The sequence below is a fragment of the Alcanivorax xiamenensis genome (assembly GCF_009846745.1).
GTDB lineage: Bacteria > Pseudomonadota > Gammaproteobacteria > Pseudomonadales > Alcanivoracaceae > Alloalcanivorax > Alloalcanivorax xiamenensis.
The window spans coordinates 1-16,768 of sequence record NZ_AQPF01000064.1 but is presented as its reverse complement, the minus strand read 5'-3'; the positions used below and the strand labels follow the sequence as shown (position 1 = coordinate 16,768).

Sequence of the window (16,768 nt, the reverse complement as noted above, 5' to 3'; positions counted from 1 at the left end):
GGTCTGGTTTTGCATTATCGGCGTCCGGCCCGCCTTTAAACATCCGCGATGTCCCGTTATCCCCGCCCGGCCTGCCGCCGGTATTGCTCCGGCGTGGTGCCGGCCAGGCGCCGGAACATGGCGATGAAGGCGGACGGGTTGCTGTAGCCCAGGTCATAGGCGATGGCATGGACGCTGTGTTCTTCCTCCAGCGCTTCCAGTGCCAGCAGGTAACGCAGCCGCTGGCGCCATTCCCCCAGTGGCATACCCAATTCCCGGTGGCACAGGCGAGCCAGGGTGCGTTCAGTCATGTTGGCCCGCCGTGCCCATTGCACCTGAGTGCGGTTGTCCGCCGGGTTTTCCCGCAGGGCTTCCAGGACACCACTGAGCACCGGGTGATCAGTGTAAGGCAGGAAGTACGGGACGCCTTGAGCACTGAGACTGAGCTGATCCAGCATCACCCGCGCCAGCCGCCGGTCGCTCTCGTGCTCCGGTTCGTGCACGCCGCGCCGGGCGAAGTCCACCAGAATGGCCTTGAGGATGTCGGTGATCGCCACCGTGCAGGCCTGGGTCGGCAGATCCTCGCACAGCGTCGAGTCGATATACACCGAGCGGTAGATCACGGCATTCGGGTTGTAACTGCCATGGGCCGCGCCGGGCGGAATCCATACGGCATACTGAGGCGGTGACAAAAACCGCTTTCCCTCCACCCGCAAATGCATGATGCCCTGAGTGGTGTAGTTGAGCTGGCCCCAATCATGGTGGTGTTCCAGCGACTCACTGCCGGCCGGAAACTCGTCGTAACGGAAGTACACCGGCGACGGCAGCGCGGTGAAATCCGGCAGTGGCAGGTAATGGGGGGCTGTCATGTCCGAAATCCCCTGTGGGTTGTCTGAATGGAAGTATAAGACTTATTTCAGACAGCGCCATAATGGCGCCTCGAGAAAGGGAGGCCCGTGGTATGGCGTATCTGCTCCCGTTGGCGGCGGTACTAATCTGGTCCGGCAATAACGTGGTCAATAAGTTGGCGGTGGGGGTGCTGTTCCCCGCGGAAATAGGCTTTTATCGCTGGGTGCTGGCGGGGGCCCTGCTGACACCGCTGATGGCGCCGCGATTGTGGCGATACCGTCATCAGGTGAAGCCGCTGATCCCCCGTATCATCGTGCTGGGTCTGCTGGGCATGGCGGTATACCAGACCCTGGCTTACTACGCCGCCACCATGACCAGCGCCACCAACATGGGCATCATCCTCTCGCTAATGCCGTTGATGGCATTGGGATTGTCCTCGGTCCTACTGGGTACGCCGCTGACCCTGGGGGCGTTGGTGGGCGCGGTGATCTCCCTGTGCGGCGTGGTGCTGGTGGTGTCTTCCGGCGACCTCGGCACTCTGGTCGCCCATGGCATTAATCAGGGCGATGCGCTGATGGTCCTGGCGACGTTCGCTTACGCCGTTTACGGCGTGTTGCTGAAACGCTGGCAGCCGCCCTTGCCCGCAATGCTGCTGCTGTACCTGCAGGTGCTGGTGGCGCTGGTGGCCCTGTTCCCGCTGCTGCTGTTCTCTCCTCAACAGGGTGCCAGTGTCGAGGCGGTGCCGCTGGTGATCTACGCGGGCGTGCTGGCCTCCATGGTGGCGCCGCTGTTATGGATGCAGGGGATCGCCCGGCTCGATCCCAGCCGTATGAGCCTGTTCTTCAATTTGATGCCTTTGCTCACCGCGCTGATCGCGTCCGTACTGTTGCGCGAACAACTGACCTGGGCGCACCTGATTGGTGGCGGGCTGACCCTGGCCGGGGTGATCCTGGCGGAAACCTGGCGGCGGCCATTGCGCCGCGCCGCCGGTGTCAGCCTTCCTGGTTCCGCCGATAGCTGAGCGCCTCGCTCAGATGGGTGCGGTCCACCTGGTCCGCGCTCGCCAGATCGGCGATGGTGCGGGCCACGCGCAGACTGCGGTGCAGGGCGCGGGCGGAGAGGCTCAGCCGCTCCATGGTCTTGATCAGCCAGCCGCGGTGTGGTGCCAGTATGGCGTCCAATGTCTCGGCGGGCAGGTCCCGGTTGAGTCTGCCCTGGCGTTGCTGTTGCCGCTGGCGGGCGTCGATCACGCGCTGGCGTACCCGTTCACTGCTCTCCCCGGGCTTGCCCTCCAGCAGTTCCGCCGCTGGCAGCGGCGGCAGATCCAGATGCAGATCAATGCGGTCCAGCAGTGGTCCGGAAAGACGCGCTTGATAGCGGCGGGCCTTTTCACAGCGATAGCCGCAGCCGCGTTCGGGGTCGCCAAGATAGCCGCAGGGGCAGGGGTTCATCGCCGCCACCAACTGAAAGCGGGCGGGAAACGTCAGTTGCTGAGCGGTGCGGGCGATGTGTACCTCACCGGTTTCCAGCGGCTCCCGCAGGACTTCCAGCACGCGCCGTTCGAATTCCGGTAACTCGTCGAGAAACAGCACCCCATGGTGGGCCAGGGAAATCTCTCCCGGCTTTGGCCGGCTGCCGCCGCCCACCAGGGCGATGGCGGAAGTGGTGTGATGGGGGCTGCGGTAGGGGCGTTGCAGAAAGTGCGCCGCCGGCCGGCTGGCGCGCAGGGAATAGACGGCGGCCACTTCCAGGGCCTGGCCCCGGTCCAGCGGCGGCAGCAGGCCGGGCAGCCGTGACGCCAGCAGACTTTTGCCGGCCCCTGGCGGGCCGCACAGCAGCAGGGAATGGCCGCCGGCGGCGGCGATTTCCAGCACCCGTTTGCCGCTGAGCTGCCCCCGCACATCGGCCAGGCAGGGATGGGGTGGGGCCGCTTGTTGGTCGTCAATGCTCGGGGCGGGGTGACAGGGCAAGGGGGTGGTGCCGCGCAGATGGGCGCAGAGCGCGTTGAGGCAGGTCACCGCCAGGGTGCGGGCCCCGGCCAGGGATGCCTCGTCGGCATTCTCCGCCGGCACCACCAGGGTATGGCCGGCGCTGGCGCAGGCCAGCGCGGCGGGCAACAGCGCTGGCACCGGATTTAGACGACCTGACAGCGCCAGCTCGCCAATGAACTCGTGGCCGTCGATGTCCACCCGACCCAACTGGCCGCTGGCCAACAGAATGCCCAGGGCGATGGGCAAATCGAAGCGGCCTCCGTCCTTGGGCAGATCCGCCGGTGCCAGATTGACGGTAATGCGCCGTTGCGGAAACTCGAAGCCGCTGGTGACCAGCGCCGAGCGGACCCTGTCACGGCTTTCGCGTACCGCGGTGTCTGGCAGACCGACGATAGTGAAACCGGGCAACCCCGGCGCCAGATGGGTTTCCACCCTTACCGGAACGGCATCGATACCTTGGCTGGCGCGGCTGAGCAGGCTGGTAATGTTCATGTGGTTCAGGGTAAGGCAACGGGGCGGGGATGGCTGTCAGCCAGGACGGTGATGGTGGGTGAGATATCGTCGTCGGCACGTGTAGGAAAAAATCGCCGGGAGCGATTTTTGACGTCGCGCCAGCGACGGCCCGACGAGCGGCGGCCATGGACGGTGGTCACAAAAAAACGTCGGGAGCCATTGCTGACACGCAACACGCAACACGCAACATGCCAAACCCAAGGCCCGCTTGCCGGCCTTGATCCGGCATCTCCTTCCACGAAGCCATGTGCCCTGCGGAGGGAGATCCCGGGCCACACAACGGTGCTTAGAGCACCGTTTGGACGTCCCGCTGGACGCCCCGAAGGGGGAGTTCAATGGTCTTAAGCCAGGGAACTCTCTATCCCGGGATGCCCGGGTGTTTTCAAAGCGTGTTGGCGTGCCAGCGTGTTGCGTGTTAGCGGCCCGGAGGGTGGCCGCCACGGACGGCGGCCATAAAAAAGCTTCCTCGCTCCACTACAACGCCGCTGTGGGAAGCTTACTTGGAGGCCCGGAAGCCCATTCGCTTGCAAGCAAGCTCCCACAGCGGCTTCGTGGCGCCTTCTGTGCCAGCGTTCATTCGGAGCAGATCAGTGCTGGTCCGCCCAGGCCTGGATCAGTGACAGCGCCTTTTGCGCCGCCGGCGACAGGGTGCGGTTGGCCAGGCGCGCCACCGCCAGTTCCACTTCCTGATGACTGTCCTGAATATTCAGCCGCACCAGCCGGCCCGCCGCCTCCTGGGAGCGGCACACCGAGGGCGTGGCGCTGAGCACGGCATCGGTGCGGGTCACCACCTCGCGCAGGGTCACCAGATCGTTGCACTCGAGGCTGAGTGCCAGCGCTTCTCCGGGGGACTGGCCCAGCCGTCGTTTCAGACGATTGCGGGCGGTTTCCGGCAACGGCACGGACACCAGCGGGTAGTCGCCGAGATCGCGTGTGGCCACCGGTCTGCCATCCGTCAGGGGGTGCCCCCGGCGCACATACCAGCCGGCGGCCTCCTTCGACAGGGGCTGGCTTTCCAGGGCGGAGTCGTGGGGCACGGTGCGCCGTTCCACCACGGCGAAATCCAGTTCCTCCGATTCCACTTTACGCAGCAGGGTGGCCCAGTCGTTCACTTCCACTTTGATCCGCAGGTGCGGATGCTCACTCATCAAGGTGCCGAGCACGTCCGGCAGCAGGATGGCGGAAGGGTAGGAGCCAGCGCCGAAGCGGACCTCACCCATCTCGTGATTTCGGATCAGGTCGGCGTCGCGGCGCAGGCCCCGGGCTTCGAACAGCACCCGCCGGGCACGGTTGATCAACTGCTGACCGGCGGCGGTGGGGACCACACCCTGGGAGGTGCGGTCGAACAGGCGAATGCCCAGCTCGTGCTCCAGATTCTGGATACCACGGGTCAGGGCGGGTTGGCTCAGGTGGGTGCGTTCCGCGGCTTTGACGAAGGAACGTTCCTCAGCCAGGGCCACCAATTGTTCCAGTCGACGCAGATTCATTGAATGCGATAAATGCATTGATTTGATAAATGTTATGCATTTGTAACATTGAGGGAGCCAGCGTACAACAGGGCGCACCCTGCCAGCCCGGAGAATCCCATGTGTGATCAATCCAAGCCCGCTCAGCCCGCGACCATCGCCTGTAATCATGGTTGGCGGGATCGTCTGCCGTTCGAGGACAGAACCGATTTCGAGAACGCCCGGCGCGGTTTTATCGCCACTTTCGATGGCGATGAGGTGCGTCGTGAGGATGGCCGGGTGGTGTGGGATTTCCGTGCCTATGATTTCCAGGAAAGCGAGGAAGCGCCGGACACGGTAAACCCCAGTCTGTGGCGGCTGGCGCGTCTGAACAACCACACCGGTCTGTTCCAAGTGTGTGAGCGTATCTATCAGGTGCGCGGTTTCGATCTTTCCAATATGAACATCATCGAAGGCGACAGCGGTCTGATCATCATGGACCCGCTGGTCAGCGCCGAGGTCGCCAAGGCGGGACTGGAAGTGTATTACCAGCATCGCCCGCACCGTCCGGTGGTGGCGGTGATTTACACCCACAGCCATGTGGATCACTTCGGCGGTGTTAAAGGGGTGATCAGCGAGGAGGAAGTACAATCCGGCCAGGTGCGGGTCTATGCGCCGGAAGGATTCATGGAAGAAACCGTCAGCGAAAACGTCTACGCCGGTCCGGCCATGCGCCGCCGCGCCCAGTACATGTATGGCGGCTTGCTGCCCAAGGGGCCGCGCGGTCAGGTGGACGCGGGCCTGGGCAAGGGCACGTCCCGGGGCACCGTGACCCTGATCGCGCCCACCAATGACATCAGCGAGGCGTTCGAAACCCATACCATCGACGGTGTGGAAATCGAATTCCAACTGACCCCGGGTACCGAAGCGCCGGCGGAAATGAATCTGTACTTCCCGCAATGGCGGGCGTTGTGCGTGGCCGAGAACGCCTGCCAGTGCATGCACAACATTCTCACCATCCGGGGCGCGCTGGTCCGTGATCCGCGCATCTGGTCCTACTATCTCGGCCAGACCCTGGCCCGTTACGGGGATCGCAGTGATGTGCTGTTCGCGCAGCATCATTGGCCTACCTGGGGGGCGGACAATATCCGCGAGTACCTGGCTGATCAGCGTGATATGTACGCTTTCCTCAACGACGAGACCCTGCGGCTGCTCAACCATGGTCTGACGCCGCTGGACATCGCCGAGCACATCAAGAGCCTGCCGCGGCCGCTGGCGCAACGCTGGCATGCCCGCGATTACTACGGCTCGGTGAGCCACAACGTGCGCGCTGTTTATCAGCGCTACATGGGCTTCTATGACGCCAATCCGGCGCACCTGAATCCGCTGCCGCCGGTGGACAGTGCCCGCCGCACCATTGAATGGATGGGCGGTGCCGACGCGGTATTGGAAAAGGCCAGAGCGGAATTCGAGCGCGGTGAGTATCGCTGGGTGGCGGAAATCGTCAATCAGGTGGTGTTCGCGGATCCGGATAACGCCGAAGCCAAGGCATTGCAGGCGGATACCCTGGAGCAACTGGGCTATCAGTGCGAGAACACCACCTGGCGCAACGCCTACCTTACCGGGGCCCAGGAACTGCGCAAGGGCGTCAAGCGGGTACCGAGCGGACAGGCACCGGATCTGGTGCGGGCGTTGACGCCGGCGTTTTTCTTTTCGCTGCTGGCGATCCGGCTGGACAGCGAAAAGGCCGCGTCACAGCCGATGACCCTGAACTGGCACTTCCCGGATCTGGGCCAGGACTTCGCCCTGACCGTTCGCAACGGCGTGCTCACCTATCTGGAAGGGCACCGCCATGATGAGGCCGACGCCAGCGTCACCATGGGCAAGCCCGACCTGGATCAGGTCGGGCTGGGCAAAGTGACGCTGCCGCAGTGCATGCAGGACGGTCGGCTGGCGGTGGCTGGGGATCAGGCCAAGGTGGCAGCGTTGTTCGGCATGCTCGACCAGTTCCAGTCTTCCTTCAATATCGTTACCCCGGCGACGCTGGGGTAACCAACCGCTACGGCTGATCCGATTGCGCGGCGCGCTCCAGCGCCGCCACCTGCTTTTCCAGCGCCTCCAACTTCTCGCGAGTGCGTTCCAGTACCCGCTGTTGCACGTCGAATTCCTCCCGGCTGATCAGGTCCAGCCGCGCCAGTGCTTCACCCAGTACTGCCCTTATACTGTGCTCCACATCGTCGCGAAGCCGCCCCGGATCCCCGGGCAGGCGCCGCTGAATGTCGGCCATTAGTCGATCGATAAAGGGTTGGCTTTGCATGGCCGTAGGCTCCACTATGCGTTCAGTCGGCGTGATGGTATCACTCCAGGTCGGGGTTGTGCGGCACTGACTGCCGTGCCCCAAAATGGAACGCGCCCCAAGTCGGCGCACTATTATACCGCAGCGGAGTCGGGGCGTGACCCGCGTCGGCGATGTAACCCTTTGAGAAAGCGTGACTTTTTAAAACTGGCATGGGTCGTGCACTAGATGGGACAGAGCGTTCGCGCAAGTGGATGGATCGGGAACCAAAGAGGGGCCTGAAACGAAACGGACGTTACCGGACGCGTTAAGAGCGTTGAGGAGATAGCAATGAAACTGGTTACAGCCATTATCAAGCCGTTCAAATTGGATGATGTGCGTGAAGCACTGTCCGAGATCGGTGTTCAGGGCATCACCGTTACCGAGGTCAAGGGTTTCGGTCGCCAAAAGGGGCACACCGAGCTCTATCGTGGTGCGGAATACGTTGTCGACTTCCTCCCCAAGGTGAAGATCGAAGTGGCCATTGCCGATGGCAGCCTGGACCAGGTGATCGAAGCCGTCACCAAGGCCGCCAACACCGGCAAGATCGGTGACGGCAAGATTTTCGTCACCAACCTTGAGCAGGCCATTCGCATTCGTACCGGTGAAACCGGTGAGGATGCTGTTTAAGAAGTTTTAGAACGTGTGTTGAATCGACCCATGCCAAGGCTTCTGGACACGTTTTTATTTCTCGGAGGGTTGCAACGTGGAAAACCAAATCTTTGAATTGCAGTACGCCATCGATACGTTTTATTTCGTGATCTGTGGTGCACTGGTAATGTGGATGGCCGCGGGCTTCGCCATGCTGGAGGCGGGCCTGGTACGCGCCAAGAACACCACTGAAATTCTGACCAAGAACGTGGCGTTGTTCGCCATCGCCTGCACCATGTACATGGTGTGCGGCTACGCCATCATGTACGACGGTGGCATTTTCCTGAAAGGCATTACTGACTTTGATCTGGGCGGCGTATTGTCCGCTTCCGCGGAAAACGGATTCGACGGTGATTCCGTCTACTCCGGCGCGTCCGACTTCTTCTTCCAGGTGGTGTTCGTGGCCACCGCCATGTCCATCGTCTCCGGTGCCGTGGCGGAACGGATGAAGTTGTGGGCGTTCCTGCTGTTCGCCGTGGTCATGACCGGTGTGATCTATCCGCTGGAAGGTTCCTGGACCTGGGGCGGCGATGACGTGTTCACGATGTACAACCTGGGCGACCTGGGCTTCTCCGACTTCGCCGGTTCCGGCATCGTGCACATGGCCGGCGCCGCCGCCGCCCTGGCTGGTGTGCTGCTGCTCGGCCCGCGTAAAGGCAAGTACGGCGCCAACGGGCAGATCAACGCGATTCCCGGTGCCAATCTGCCGCTGGCGACCCTGGGGACCTTCATCCTGTGGATGGGCTGGTTCGGCTTCAACGGCGGTTCCGTGCTGAAACTGGGTGACGCCGCCAACGCGCACTCCGTGGCCGTGGTGTTCATGAACACCAACGCCGCCGCCGCCGGTGGCGCCATCGCCGCCCTGATCGTGGCCCGTATCCTGTTCGGGAAGTCCGACCTGACCATGTTGCTCAACGGCGCCCTGGCCGGTCTGGTGGCGATTACCGCCGAGCCGTCCACGCCAACGCCGCTGCTGGCGACCCTGTTTGGTGCGCTCGGTGGTGTGCTGGTGGTGTTCAGCATCGTCACCCTGGACAAGCTGAAAATCGATGACCCGGTGGGCGCCATCTCGGTGCACGGCGTGGTGGGTCTGCTGGGGCTGCTGCTGGTGCCCTTGACCAATAGCGATTCAAGCTTCTCCGGCCAGATCATCGGCGCCCTGACCATCTTCATCTGGGTGTTCGTGGCCAGCCTGATCGTCTGGGGCATCCTCAAGGCGGTGATGGGGGTTCGTGTCACCGAGGAAGAAGAGTACGAAGGGATGGATCTGGTGGACTGCGGCATGGAAGCCTACCCGGAATTCGTGAAAAGCTGATCGATCACCTTCCGGATGAAAAAGGGCGCCCATGGGCGCCCTTTTTTTGGTTCATGATCCGTGCCCGGTCCTGAATGGAGAGAACACGTTAAATCCGCCTTGGAGGGATAAATTCAGAGACCGCTACAACGCCGCTGTGGGAAGCTTGCTGGCAAGCGAATGGCCAACGGCCCGGAGAGCATTCGCGGCCAAGGCCGCTTCCCACAGCGGCATTGTAGCATGATCTGTTGCTGGCGAATGGCGGCATACCAGCGAGCTTGCAAGGCACCATGGAATCTCCCACGGCAGCTTCGTAGCCCTTATGTCATGCGTTTGACCACCGCCAACGGCAGCACTTTCATGGCAAAACCCAGCGGCGCCCAGGGCCAGCGTGGCACATAGGCCTTGGCCGATTCTTTTTCGATCGCGTTCACCAATTGCTGGCAGCCGGTTTCCAGATCGACGATAAAGGGCGCGTTTTTCACCTGAGCGTTGATGTCGGTGCGGATGTAGCCGGGATAGATCGTGCTTACTTTGATCGGTTTGCCGAGCATTTCCATGCGCAGGCCCTCGGCCAACGCGGCCACGCCGGCCTTGGTGGCGGAGTAGGTGTTGATGTTCTTGCGCAGTCCGCGCAAGGCACTCATGGAAGACACCACCACCAGATGGCCGCTGTTCTGTTCGCGGAAGATTTCCATGGCCGCCTCGCACTGAGCCAGGGCGGCGACGAAGTTGGTCTCGGCGGTCTGGCGATTGGCGTGGAAATGACCGGTGCCCAGCGGCTGTCCCTTGCCGATGCCGGCGTTGACGATGACCCGGTCCAACTGACCCAACTCCGCCTTGAAGGCGCGGAACACCTCGAACACCTGCTCGTAGTTGTTCACGTCCAGTGGTTGGATCGCCACGGTGATGTTTGGGTGCGCCTGTTCCAGCTCGTTTTTGAGAGCTTCCAGTTTATCCAGGCGCCGGGCGCAGAGCGCCAGGTCGCGGCCCATGGCGGCGAAACGCCGGGCCATGCCCATGCCCAGTCCGGAACTGGCGCCGGTAATCAGAATGGTTTTACGGTGCGGCATCGGGAGTCCTTATACGCCTGATGTGCCGGTGGTGGCTTGCGAAATCGCTGTAGCCCCCTGTGGGAAGCTGCTTCAGCAGTGAATCGCCTGCAAGTGACACTGCTGATTGCGGAGCTGCGAATGAGGATGGTGCCGTTAACCGTGACGGCCCGCCAGTCCCCGCGGGCCTTTTCGTGCCTTTTCACAGCAGTCAGCGATAAGTCAGCAGTTCGCCGCGCAGGTGCAGGTGTTCGTTGAGCGTGGCCAGGCGCAGGCGGCCGGCATTGACCAGCAGACGGGTGACGCTGGTGTTGACCAGGCCGCGATTGAAGGTGATCAAGGCGTCGTCGGCCAGTTCAAGCAGGTGCTGTATGGCCACGCTGATGGCGCCGCCAGAGGTGAACACCAGGGCGGAATCGCCGCGTTCCAGGCCATTGGCCAGGCTGTAAAGCGACGCCAGAACCCGCTCACGGAATGCCGGCCAGGTTTCCTTGTAGTCGTCTTCGTTGCGCTGCCAGCGTTGCAGGGCCTCCTCGAAGCGAGCCTGGAAGGCGCGCCGGGGATTGGGCTGCTCGGCCAGCCAGGCGGACAGTGCCTGATGATCGGCGGACTCCGGCCAATGCACATGCAGCAGACTCTTATGGTCGTACTCGTCGAAACCCTGATCGGTCTGCCATTCCTTCGGCAGAGCCATTTGTTCCAGTGTCGCTTCGGCGGTTTCCCGGTGCCGGCGCAGCGAGCCGCATACCGCCTGGGGGGCGCCCAGGTCCTGCTCGCTCAGATGGCGGCCGAGGATCCGGCTTTGTTCCCAGCCGTTATCTGACAGGGCGTCATAATTCTCCGCGCCAAAGCTGGCCTGGCCGTGGCGGATCAGATAAATCACAGGCATTGCGTATTCTCCCGGGGTCCGCGGGCGCCGGTGCCAGCGAACACAGCAACCATTGACCTCATGCTAGGTATCGGTTTTCAATAAATCGAATGAATATTTGAAATAATTCCGGATAAAACCCATGCATGTTTCGCGCTTCGATCTGAACCTGTTCGTGGTGTTCGACGCCATCTATACGGAAGGGTCCCTGACCCGGGCGGCACGGGTGCTCAACCTTACCCAGCCGGCGGTGAGTCACGCCCTGGCGCGCCTGCGGGAGCGCTTGGAGGACCCCCTGTTCGTGCGGCAGGGCGCGCGCATGGTGCCCACCAGTCGGGCTCGGGCCATGGTGACCCCGGTGCGTCACGCGCTGGGTGGCTTGCAGCGCTGCCTCAGCCATGAAGGGGGATTCGATCTTGGCGAAGCGGAGCGCACGTTCGTGCTCGGGCTGCGGGATGGTCTGGAAGGGTGCCTGTTGCCGCCGCTGATCTCCGCGTTGGTGGACGAGGCCCCAGGCATCCGTTTGCAGTCGATGACGGTGCCACGCCGGCAACTGGCCACGGAGCTGGCCAGCGGGCGCCTTGATCTGGCCACCGATATTCTGCTGCCGTTACCGGAGTCGGTGCAGCATCGGAGGGTCATGCAGGGGCCGCTGGTGGTGATGATGCGTGCTGGTCACCCGCTGGCCGGAAATCTTGATCTGCCGGCGTATCTGGCCGCCCAGCATGTGCTGGTGTCGTCCCGCCGGGAAGGGCCGGGCATGGAAGACTTCGGGCTTTCCCGGTTGGGTTACCGGCGTCATATCCGGCTGCGCTGCCAACATCACCAGGCCGCTTTGTCCACGGTAATGGGCTCCGATCTGCTGCTGACTCTGCCTGAATTGCTGGCCCGCCGCCTGGCACCGAAAGGCGCGCACACCGAGCCCTTGCCGGTGGACATTCCGGGGCTGGAATTACATCTGTACTGGCATCGGGATCAAAGCGCCGACCCCGGCCACAGCTGGTTGCGGCAGAAGGTCATGGCGGTTATGGAACAACTGTCTGCTCATTCTTAATGCGGTGCTTTCCGCTCCCTCTTTGTTCGTATTGTGTGACACATGTCTCACTTGTACCGTTTTAGCACCCCGTCGTCGCGGGGGTGCCAAAAATGCAAGGGGGAACCGACCATGTGGCACGTCAACTGGCCCCTGGTACGACGACGAGTATTGCTTATCGTCATTCTGGGAGTCGTGGCTTGGGCCGTAGCGGTACAAGTGGGTGGCTGATTGTGGGTTGTGGCCACTCCGGGAAAAGGGAGCCTTGGGCTCCCTTTTTTTATGGCCGCCGTCACTGGCGTGACGTTAAAAATCGTTCCCGGCGATTTGTTTATAACCCCCGTTCGGCCAGCGCGATCACCCGCCTTGCCGCCAGGCGGTGTCCGGTGACCGGCTTTCATCGGGCAGATCCAACTGCCGTGCCAGGGCCGGGTTGGCCACCACGGTGACATCCCGGGGGCCCACCACTTCGCCGCAATCGGCACAGGTGAGTTGAGCCTGGAAACGATGCCCGTGACCGCGGTGGACATGCTGGAGTGGGGCGCCATGATCATCGGACAGCCAGCGGTCGCCCCACTGCACCAGGTGGATGATCGCGGGATGCAGCTCCAGCCCCATGGTGGTGAGGCGGTACTCTTCCCGCACGGGCCGTTCCTGGTAAGGCCGTTTCTCCAACACACCGGCCTCCACCAGTTTGCGTAACCGGTCGCTGAGCACGTGCCGGGTGATGCCCAAACGCTCCTGGAAGCGTTCGAAACGGCGTACGCCGAGAAAACAGTCCCGCAATATCAACAGCGTCCAGCGGTCGCCAATCACCGCCAGGGTGCGGGCCATGGAGCAGGGCTCCTGATCCAGATCTTGCCAGCGCATGCCGTCCTCCTCTGTGAATCCACAGTATAGTGGTTTGACAGGTTCCAAAAAAGAATGGACTATTTAGTTCCTTTTTGGAACTCTAAGTGCTGATGATCGGTGCCATTGGGTGGGCCCGGGTATGACGGGTCGATTTCGTAATGGACGGAAGAACGGACAGGAGAGAGTTATGAGCAAACCCGCGATGCTGGTGGTGGGAGCCGGTGATGCCACCGGCGGCGCCATTGCCCGGCGCTTCGCCCGTGAGGGCTATGTGGCCTGTGTCAGCCGCCGCAAGCAGGAGTCCCTGGCGGATCTGGTGGACCAGATCGAGGCGGAGGGGGGAGAGGCCCGCGCTTTCGGCTCCGATGCCCGGGATGAGGAACAGGCCGTGGCCCTGGTGGATACCATTGAACAGGAGGTGGGCCCGCTGGAGGTATTGGTGTTCAACATTGGCGCCAACGTCAACTTCCCGATCCGCGAGACCACCGCCCGGGTTTATCGCAAGGTCTGGGAAATGGCGGCGTTCGCCGGTTTTCTCGCCGGCCGCGAAGCGGCGCGGGTGATGGTGCCCCGTGGGCGCGGCACGATTATTTTCACCGGTGCCACCGCGTCGTTGCGGGGCGGGCGTGGTTTTTCCGCCTTCGCCGGCGCCAAGTTCGCGTTGCGGGCGCTGGCCCAGAGCATGGCGCGGGAATTGGGCCCGGAGGGTATTCATGTGGCGCACAGCATCATTGACGGCGCCATCGACACCGCTTTCATTCGCGACAACTTTCCTCAGCGTTACGCGCTCAAGGATCAGGACGGTATCCTCGATCCGGAGCACATCGCCGATGCCTATTGGATGCTGCATCAACAGCCCCGCGATACCTGGACTCATGAACTGGATCTGAGACCCTGGATGGAGACCTTTTGAGATGAGCAAGACCGTGGAATTCTTCTTCGACGTGGGTAGCCCCGCCAGCTATCTGGCCTGGACCCAACTGCCCGGGATCGCCGAGCGCCAAGGCGCGGAATTGCTTTATCGGCCGATGCTGTTGGGCGGTGTGTTCAAGGCCACCGGCAACGCTTCGCCAGCGGCGGTGCCACTGAAGGGACTGTACTCGCGCATGGATATGCAGCGTTATGCCCGGCGTTATGGGGTCACGCTCAATCAGAATCCCCATTTTCCGGTGAATACGCTGAGCTGCATGCGTCTGCTCACCGCCGCGCTGAATACGCCGCAATGGGAGACCCTGCTCAAGGCGGTGTTCGAAGGCATGTGGCTGAAGGAACGCAAACTCGACGAATTGGACGTGCTGGGTGCGACCTTGCAGGAAGCCGGCCTCGATCCGGCCGAATGGGCGGCCCGGGCCCAGGAGCCCGAGGTTAAGGAAGTGCTGAAACAGACCACGGAAGAAGCCGTGTCCCGAGGCATTTTCGGCGCCCCGACAATGTTCGTCGGCGATGAGATGTTCTTTGGTCAGGACCGGTTGGATTGGGTGGAGGAAGAGCTAAGTAAGAGCTAACAGTTAACAGTGAATAGCTAACAGAAAAACAGTGCCTGCTTATCCGAAAATACGGCTTGCGGATAAGCAAACGGCCTCGTTTTCATGCTATTCACTATTCACTGCTTCTCAGCGCGACATGAAACGCGATCTGGCCGATGACGCCGGCGCTGGCGAGGACCACCGCGGCGGCCAGGGCCGGGTCGTCACCGAGCACCGCCAGGGCCGAGCACAGGGCGCCGATGGCCATCTGGGTGAAGCCATACAGGCCCGAAGCGGAGCCGGTGACGCTGGGCATCACGCTGATCGCTTCGGTGAGCGTGGCCGGCGCGGCGATACCGAGGCCGGTGGCGAACACGAACAGGGACAGCAGCAGGACGGTCAGTGACAAATGACCACTGAGCACCGCACCGAGAAACACGAACGCCGCCAGCACACTGACCTGATTGGCGCGCATCAGCACCGTGCGCATGGGGACCCGCGCCAGCAGACGGCTGGCGAACACATTGCCCATGGACATGCCGGACACCAGCAGTGCCAGATACAGCCCGACGTGTTCCGCCGGCACCTGCAACTGGTCCACGAACACAAACGGCGCCGCGCTGATGAACGCGTATACGGAAGTGGTGGCGCAGCCGCCGCCGAGGGCGAAGCCCAGGAACGCCGGTGAGCGCAGCAGCGCCTGATAATCCCGGACCAGGGTTTTGACGTTGCCGCCGACACTGCCGTGCGGCCGGGTCTCCGGCAACAGCCGCCAGGTGAACAGCACGTTGGCCACGCCCAGTCCCACCAACAGATAGAAAATCCAGCGCCAGCCCAATTCGTTGGCCAGCAGCCCGCCGAGAATCGGCGCGATGCCCGGCCCCAGGGTCACCATCAGATTCATCATCGCCAGCCGTTGCGCCGCTTCCCGGGGTGTGGTGGTGTCGCGGACGATGGCCCGCGCCAGGGTCAGGCCGGCGCAGCCGCCCAGGGCCTGAAACAGACGCGCGGCGATCAACGAGTGGGCTCCGGGGGCCAGGGCCGCGGCCAGCCCGGCCAGGGTGTACAGGCCCAGGCCGACCATCAGCACCGGCCGGCGGCCGAAATGGTCGGACAGCGGGCCATACACCAGTTGCCCCACGGCGAGGCCGAGAATATACAGGCTGACGGTCATCTGCATGGCGCTGGCGGAGGCATTGAGGTCGTCGCCAGCCAAAGCCAGGGCCGGCACGAAGATGTGCATCGCCAGGGTGCCGCTGAAGGTCAGTAGCGCCAGCCCCCAGAGCGGGGCGTTAGCGCCCGGTGTTGAGTGGGAATCGGTCATTGCTTCCGTGATTCAGCGCCCTGGGGAAGAGTGCTTCCCCGGGGCGCGGGTTGAGCGGTGCGGAATCAGTCGCCGATGGCGGCGCTCATGAATGGCGGCAGGGTCAGGGCGCCACGATGGATGGCGTCACTGTAATAGCGGGTGTCGAAATCCTTGCCGGCGGCGTCCGCCTCACGGAAGGTGCTGACATCGCGGCCCTTGCCGGCCAGAGTGCAGCTCCACCAGCCGCTGGGATAGACCGGCTGCGGGAACGGCAGGGTCTGGGTGTGATCAAAGCCGGCCTCGCGCATGTTCACGTGCAGGTCGTGGATAATGGTGTCGCTGTGCAACAGCGGTGATTCCGACTGCTGTACCAGTACCCCCCCATCGGCGAGCACGCGGTGGCAGTGACGGAAGAACGCCGCCTTGAACAGCCCTTCCGCGGGACCCACCGGATCGGTGGAATCGACAATGATGACATCGAACTGGCCGGGCTCGCAGTCCTGCATGAACTTGACGCCGTCCTCGAAGCGCAGTTCGGCGCGCGGGTCGTCATTGGACTCGCACAATTCCGGGAAATACTTCTCGGAGAAGCGGGTGACCTGTTCGTCGATGTCGATCTGCACCGCTTTCTCCACACCGCCGTGGCGCAGCACCTCGCGCAAGGTGCCGCAGTCGCCGCCGCCGATGATCAACACACGGCGCGGCGCCGCGTGCGCGAACAGAGCCGGGTGCGCCATCATCTCGTGGTAGAGGAAGTTATCGCGGCTGCTCAGCATGGTGGCGCCGTCGATGGTCATCAGATAGCCGAAGGTGTCGGTTTCCCACATTTCGATGTGCTGGTAGGGGGTTTGCACCGCTTCCAGCTTTTGTTTGAGGCGCAGGCCGAAGGCCACGCCGGCGGAGTCGAAATGCTCGATGAACCAATTGCCGTCTTGGGCGCTCATAGGACTCTTCCCGCTAATGGGTGGTGGAGGGAACGGCGTCGATTGTACTGGCCAGCGGCACTCGCGCCTATAGAAAAGCGCTGGACGCCAGACGCTGAAGTCAAAACCCGGGGCTGCGGGGCGTTGCGGCAATAAAAAATTGCCGGGAGCAATTTTAACGTCGCTCCGGCGGGGGCTCCCGTATTGCCCG

General features: G+C 62.8%; 16 protein-coding genes. 7 read left to right on the top strand and 9 right to left on the bottom strand.

Features of this window, described 5'->3' with window-relative positions; translation table 11 throughout:
• Positions 1-56: 56 nt before the first annotated feature.
• Positions 57-848 (bottom strand): AraC family transcriptional regulator, encoded by a 792-nt coding sequence (locus A6D6_RS20070; RefSeq protein WP_133489881.1) that lies wholly within the window; start codon positions 846-848, stop codon positions 57-59.
• 92 nt (positions 849-940) lie between these two features.
• Between A6D6_RS20070 and A6D6_RS20065 the strand changes: the two genes are divergently transcribed.
• Entirely contained in the window at positions 941-1,849 is a 909-nt protein-coding gene (locus A6D6_RS20065; protein ID WP_159661697.1) for a DMT family transporter, read from the top strand.
• On the opposite strand, the gene A6D6_RS20060 is transcribed toward A6D6_RS20065, so the two are convergent.
• Both A6D6_RS20060 and A6D6_RS20055 read right to left on the bottom strand, forming a co-directional pair.
• Positions 1,821-3,311 carry a YifB family Mg chelatase-like AAA ATPase gene (locus tag A6D6_RS20060; RefSeq protein ID WP_159661696.1) on the bottom strand — a complete coding sequence of 497 codons (1,491 nt, stop codon included), beginning with the start codon at positions 3,309-3,311 and terminating at the stop codon, positions 1,821-1,823. The genes A6D6_RS20065 and A6D6_RS20060 overlap by 29 nt on opposite strands.
• A gap of 608 nt (positions 3,312-3,919) precedes the next feature.
• Positions 3,920-4,819, bottom strand: coding sequence for a LysR family transcriptional regulator (locus tag A6D6_RS20055; protein WP_133489884.1), 900 nt, complete (start codon positions 4,817-4,819; stop codon positions 3,920-3,922).
• A gap of 99 nt (positions 4,820-4,918) precedes the next feature.
• On the opposite strand from A6D6_RS20055, the gene A6D6_RS20050 reads away from it, so the two are divergent.
• Positions 4,919-6,829 (top strand): alkyl/aryl-sulfatase, encoded by a 1,911-nt coding sequence (locus tag A6D6_RS20050; protein ID WP_159661695.1) that lies wholly within the window; start codon positions 4,919-4,921, stop codon positions 6,827-6,829.
• Between the two features lie 7 nt (positions 6,830-6,836).
• Here the strand turns inward: A6D6_RS20050 and A6D6_RS20045 are convergent, their stop codons facing one another.
• Positions 6,837-7,094 carry an accessory factor UbiK family protein gene (locus tag A6D6_RS20045; RefSeq protein WP_133489886.1) on the bottom strand — a complete coding sequence of 86 codons (258 nt, stop codon included), beginning with the start codon at positions 7,092-7,094 and terminating at the stop codon, positions 6,837-6,839.
• Positions 7,095-7,403: 309 nt separating this feature from the next.
• Between A6D6_RS20045 and glnK the strand changes: the two genes are divergently transcribed.
• A complete protein-coding gene (gene glnK, locus A6D6_RS20040; RefSeq protein ID WP_133489887.1) occupies positions 7,404-7,742 on the top strand; it encodes a P-II family nitrogen regulator in 339 nt (112 codons plus the stop codon).
• Positions 7,743-7,818: 76 nt separating this feature from the next.
• Positions 7,819-9,078, top strand: coding sequence for an ammonium transporter (locus A6D6_RS20035; protein ID WP_133489888.1), 1,260 nt, complete (start codon positions 7,819-7,821; stop codon positions 9,076-9,078).
• A gap of 299 nt (positions 9,079-9,377) precedes the next feature.
• On the opposite strand, the gene A6D6_RS20030 is transcribed toward A6D6_RS20035, so the two are convergent.
• Positions 9,378-10,130 (bottom strand): SDR family oxidoreductase, encoded by a 753-nt coding sequence (locus tag A6D6_RS20030; RefSeq protein WP_133489889.1) that lies wholly within the window; start codon positions 10,128-10,130, stop codon positions 9,378-9,380.
• 190 nt (positions 10,131-10,320) lie between these two features.
• A complete protein-coding gene (locus A6D6_RS20025) occupies positions 10,321-10,998 on the bottom strand; it encodes a histidine phosphatase family protein (protein WP_097057655.1) in 678 nt (225 codons plus the stop codon).
• Between the two features lie 121 nt (positions 10,999-11,119).
• On the opposite strand from A6D6_RS20025, the gene A6D6_RS20020 reads away from it, so the two are divergent.
• Entirely contained in the window at positions 11,120-12,031 is a 912-nt protein-coding gene (locus A6D6_RS20020; protein WP_133489890.1) for a LysR family transcriptional regulator, read from the top strand.
• Between the two features lie 336 nt (positions 12,032-12,367).
• On the opposite strand, the gene A6D6_RS20015 is transcribed toward A6D6_RS20020, so the two are convergent.
• On the bottom strand, positions 12,368-12,880 hold the full coding sequence (locus A6D6_RS20015) for a winged helix-turn-helix transcriptional regulator (protein ID WP_159661694.1): 513 nt from the start codon (positions 12,878-12,880) through the stop codon (positions 12,368-12,370).
• Between the two features lie 169 nt (positions 12,881-13,049).
• Here A6D6_RS20015 and A6D6_RS20010 point away from each other — a divergent pair, with 169 nt between their 5' ends.
• Together A6D6_RS20010 and A6D6_RS20005 are read left to right on the top strand one after the other, a co-directional pair.
• Positions 13,050-13,775 carry an SDR family oxidoreductase gene (locus tag A6D6_RS20010; RefSeq protein ID WP_159661693.1) on the top strand — a complete coding sequence of 242 codons (726 nt, stop codon included), beginning with the start codon at positions 13,050-13,052 and terminating at the stop codon, positions 13,773-13,775.
• Between the two features lies 1 nt (position 13,776).
• A complete protein-coding gene (locus A6D6_RS20005; RefSeq protein WP_159661692.1) occupies positions 13,777-14,367 on the top strand; it encodes a 2-hydroxychromene-2-carboxylate isomerase in 591 nt (196 codons plus the stop codon).
• A gap of 94 nt (positions 14,368-14,461) precedes the next feature.
• Here the strand turns inward: A6D6_RS20005 and A6D6_RS20000 are convergent, their stop codons facing one another.
• Both A6D6_RS20000 and speE read right to left on the bottom strand, forming a co-directional pair.
• Complete coding sequence (locus A6D6_RS20000; protein ID WP_159661691.1) at positions 14,462-15,652, bottom strand: multidrug effflux MFS transporter; 1,191 nt, start codon at positions 15,650-15,652, stop codon at positions 14,462-14,464.
• Positions 15,653-15,717: 65 nt separating this feature from the next.
• A complete protein-coding gene (speE, locus tag A6D6_RS19995) occupies positions 15,718-16,578 on the bottom strand; it encodes a polyamine aminopropyltransferase (protein WP_159661690.1) in 861 nt (286 codons plus the stop codon).
• Positions 16,579-16,768: the final 190 nt, after the last annotated feature.

Bases quoted from the DNA above. Each gene is read 5' to 3' on its own strand.
- A6D6_RS20065 (WP_159661697.1), top strand. From the start codon at position 941: ATGGCGTATCTGCTCCCGTTGGCGGCGGTACTAATCTGGTCCGGCAAT.
- A6D6_RS20015 (WP_159661694.1), bottom strand. From the start codon at position 12,880: ATGCGCTGGCAAGATCTGGATCAGGAGCCCTGCTCCATGGCCCGCACC.
- A6D6_RS20055 (WP_133489884.1), bottom strand. From the start codon at position 4,819: ATGAATCTGCGTCGACTGGAACAATTGGTGGCCCTGGCTGAGGAACGT.
- glnK (WP_133489887.1), top strand. From the start codon at position 7,404: ATGAAACTGGTTACAGCCATTATCAAGCCGTTCAAATTGGATGATGTG.
- A6D6_RS20025 (WP_097057655.1), bottom strand. From the start codon at position 10,998: ATGCCTGTGATTTATCTGATCCGCCACGGCCAGGCCAGCTTTGGCGCG.
- A6D6_RS20005 (WP_159661692.1), top strand. From the start codon at position 13,777: ATGAGCAAGACCGTGGAATTCTTCTTCGACGTGGGTAGCCCCGCCAGC.
- speE (WP_159661690.1), bottom strand. From the start codon at position 16,578: ATGAGCGCCCAAGACGGCAATTGGTTCATCGAGCATTTCGACTCCGCC.
- A6D6_RS20050 (WP_159661695.1), top strand. From the start codon at position 4,919: ATGTGTGATCAATCCAAGCCCGCTCAGCCCGCGACCATCGCCTGTAAT.
- A6D6_RS20045 (WP_133489886.1), bottom strand. From the start codon at position 7,094: ATGCAAAGCCAACCCTTTATCGATCGACTAATGGCCGACATTCAGCGG.
- A6D6_RS20070 (WP_133489881.1), bottom strand. From the start codon at position 848: ATGACAGCCCCCCATTACCTGCCACTGCCGGATTTCACCGCGCTGCCG.
- A6D6_RS20030 (WP_133489889.1), bottom strand. From the start codon at position 10,130: ATGCCGCACCGTAAAACCATTCTGATTACCGGCGCCAGTTCCGGACTG.
- A6D6_RS20010 (WP_159661693.1), top strand. From the start codon at position 13,050: ATGAGCAAACCCGCGATGCTGGTGGTGGGAGCCGGTGATGCCACCGGC.
- A6D6_RS20020 (WP_133489890.1), top strand. From the start codon at position 11,120: ATGCATGTTTCGCGCTTCGATCTGAACCTGTTCGTGGTGTTCGACGCC.
- A6D6_RS20000 (WP_159661691.1), bottom strand. From the start codon at position 15,652: ATGACCGATTCCCACTCAACACCGGGCGCTAACGCCCCGCTCTGGGGG.
- A6D6_RS20060 (WP_159661696.1), bottom strand. From the start codon at position 3,311: ATGAACATTACCAGCCTGCTCAGCCGCGCCAGCCAAGGTATCGATGCC.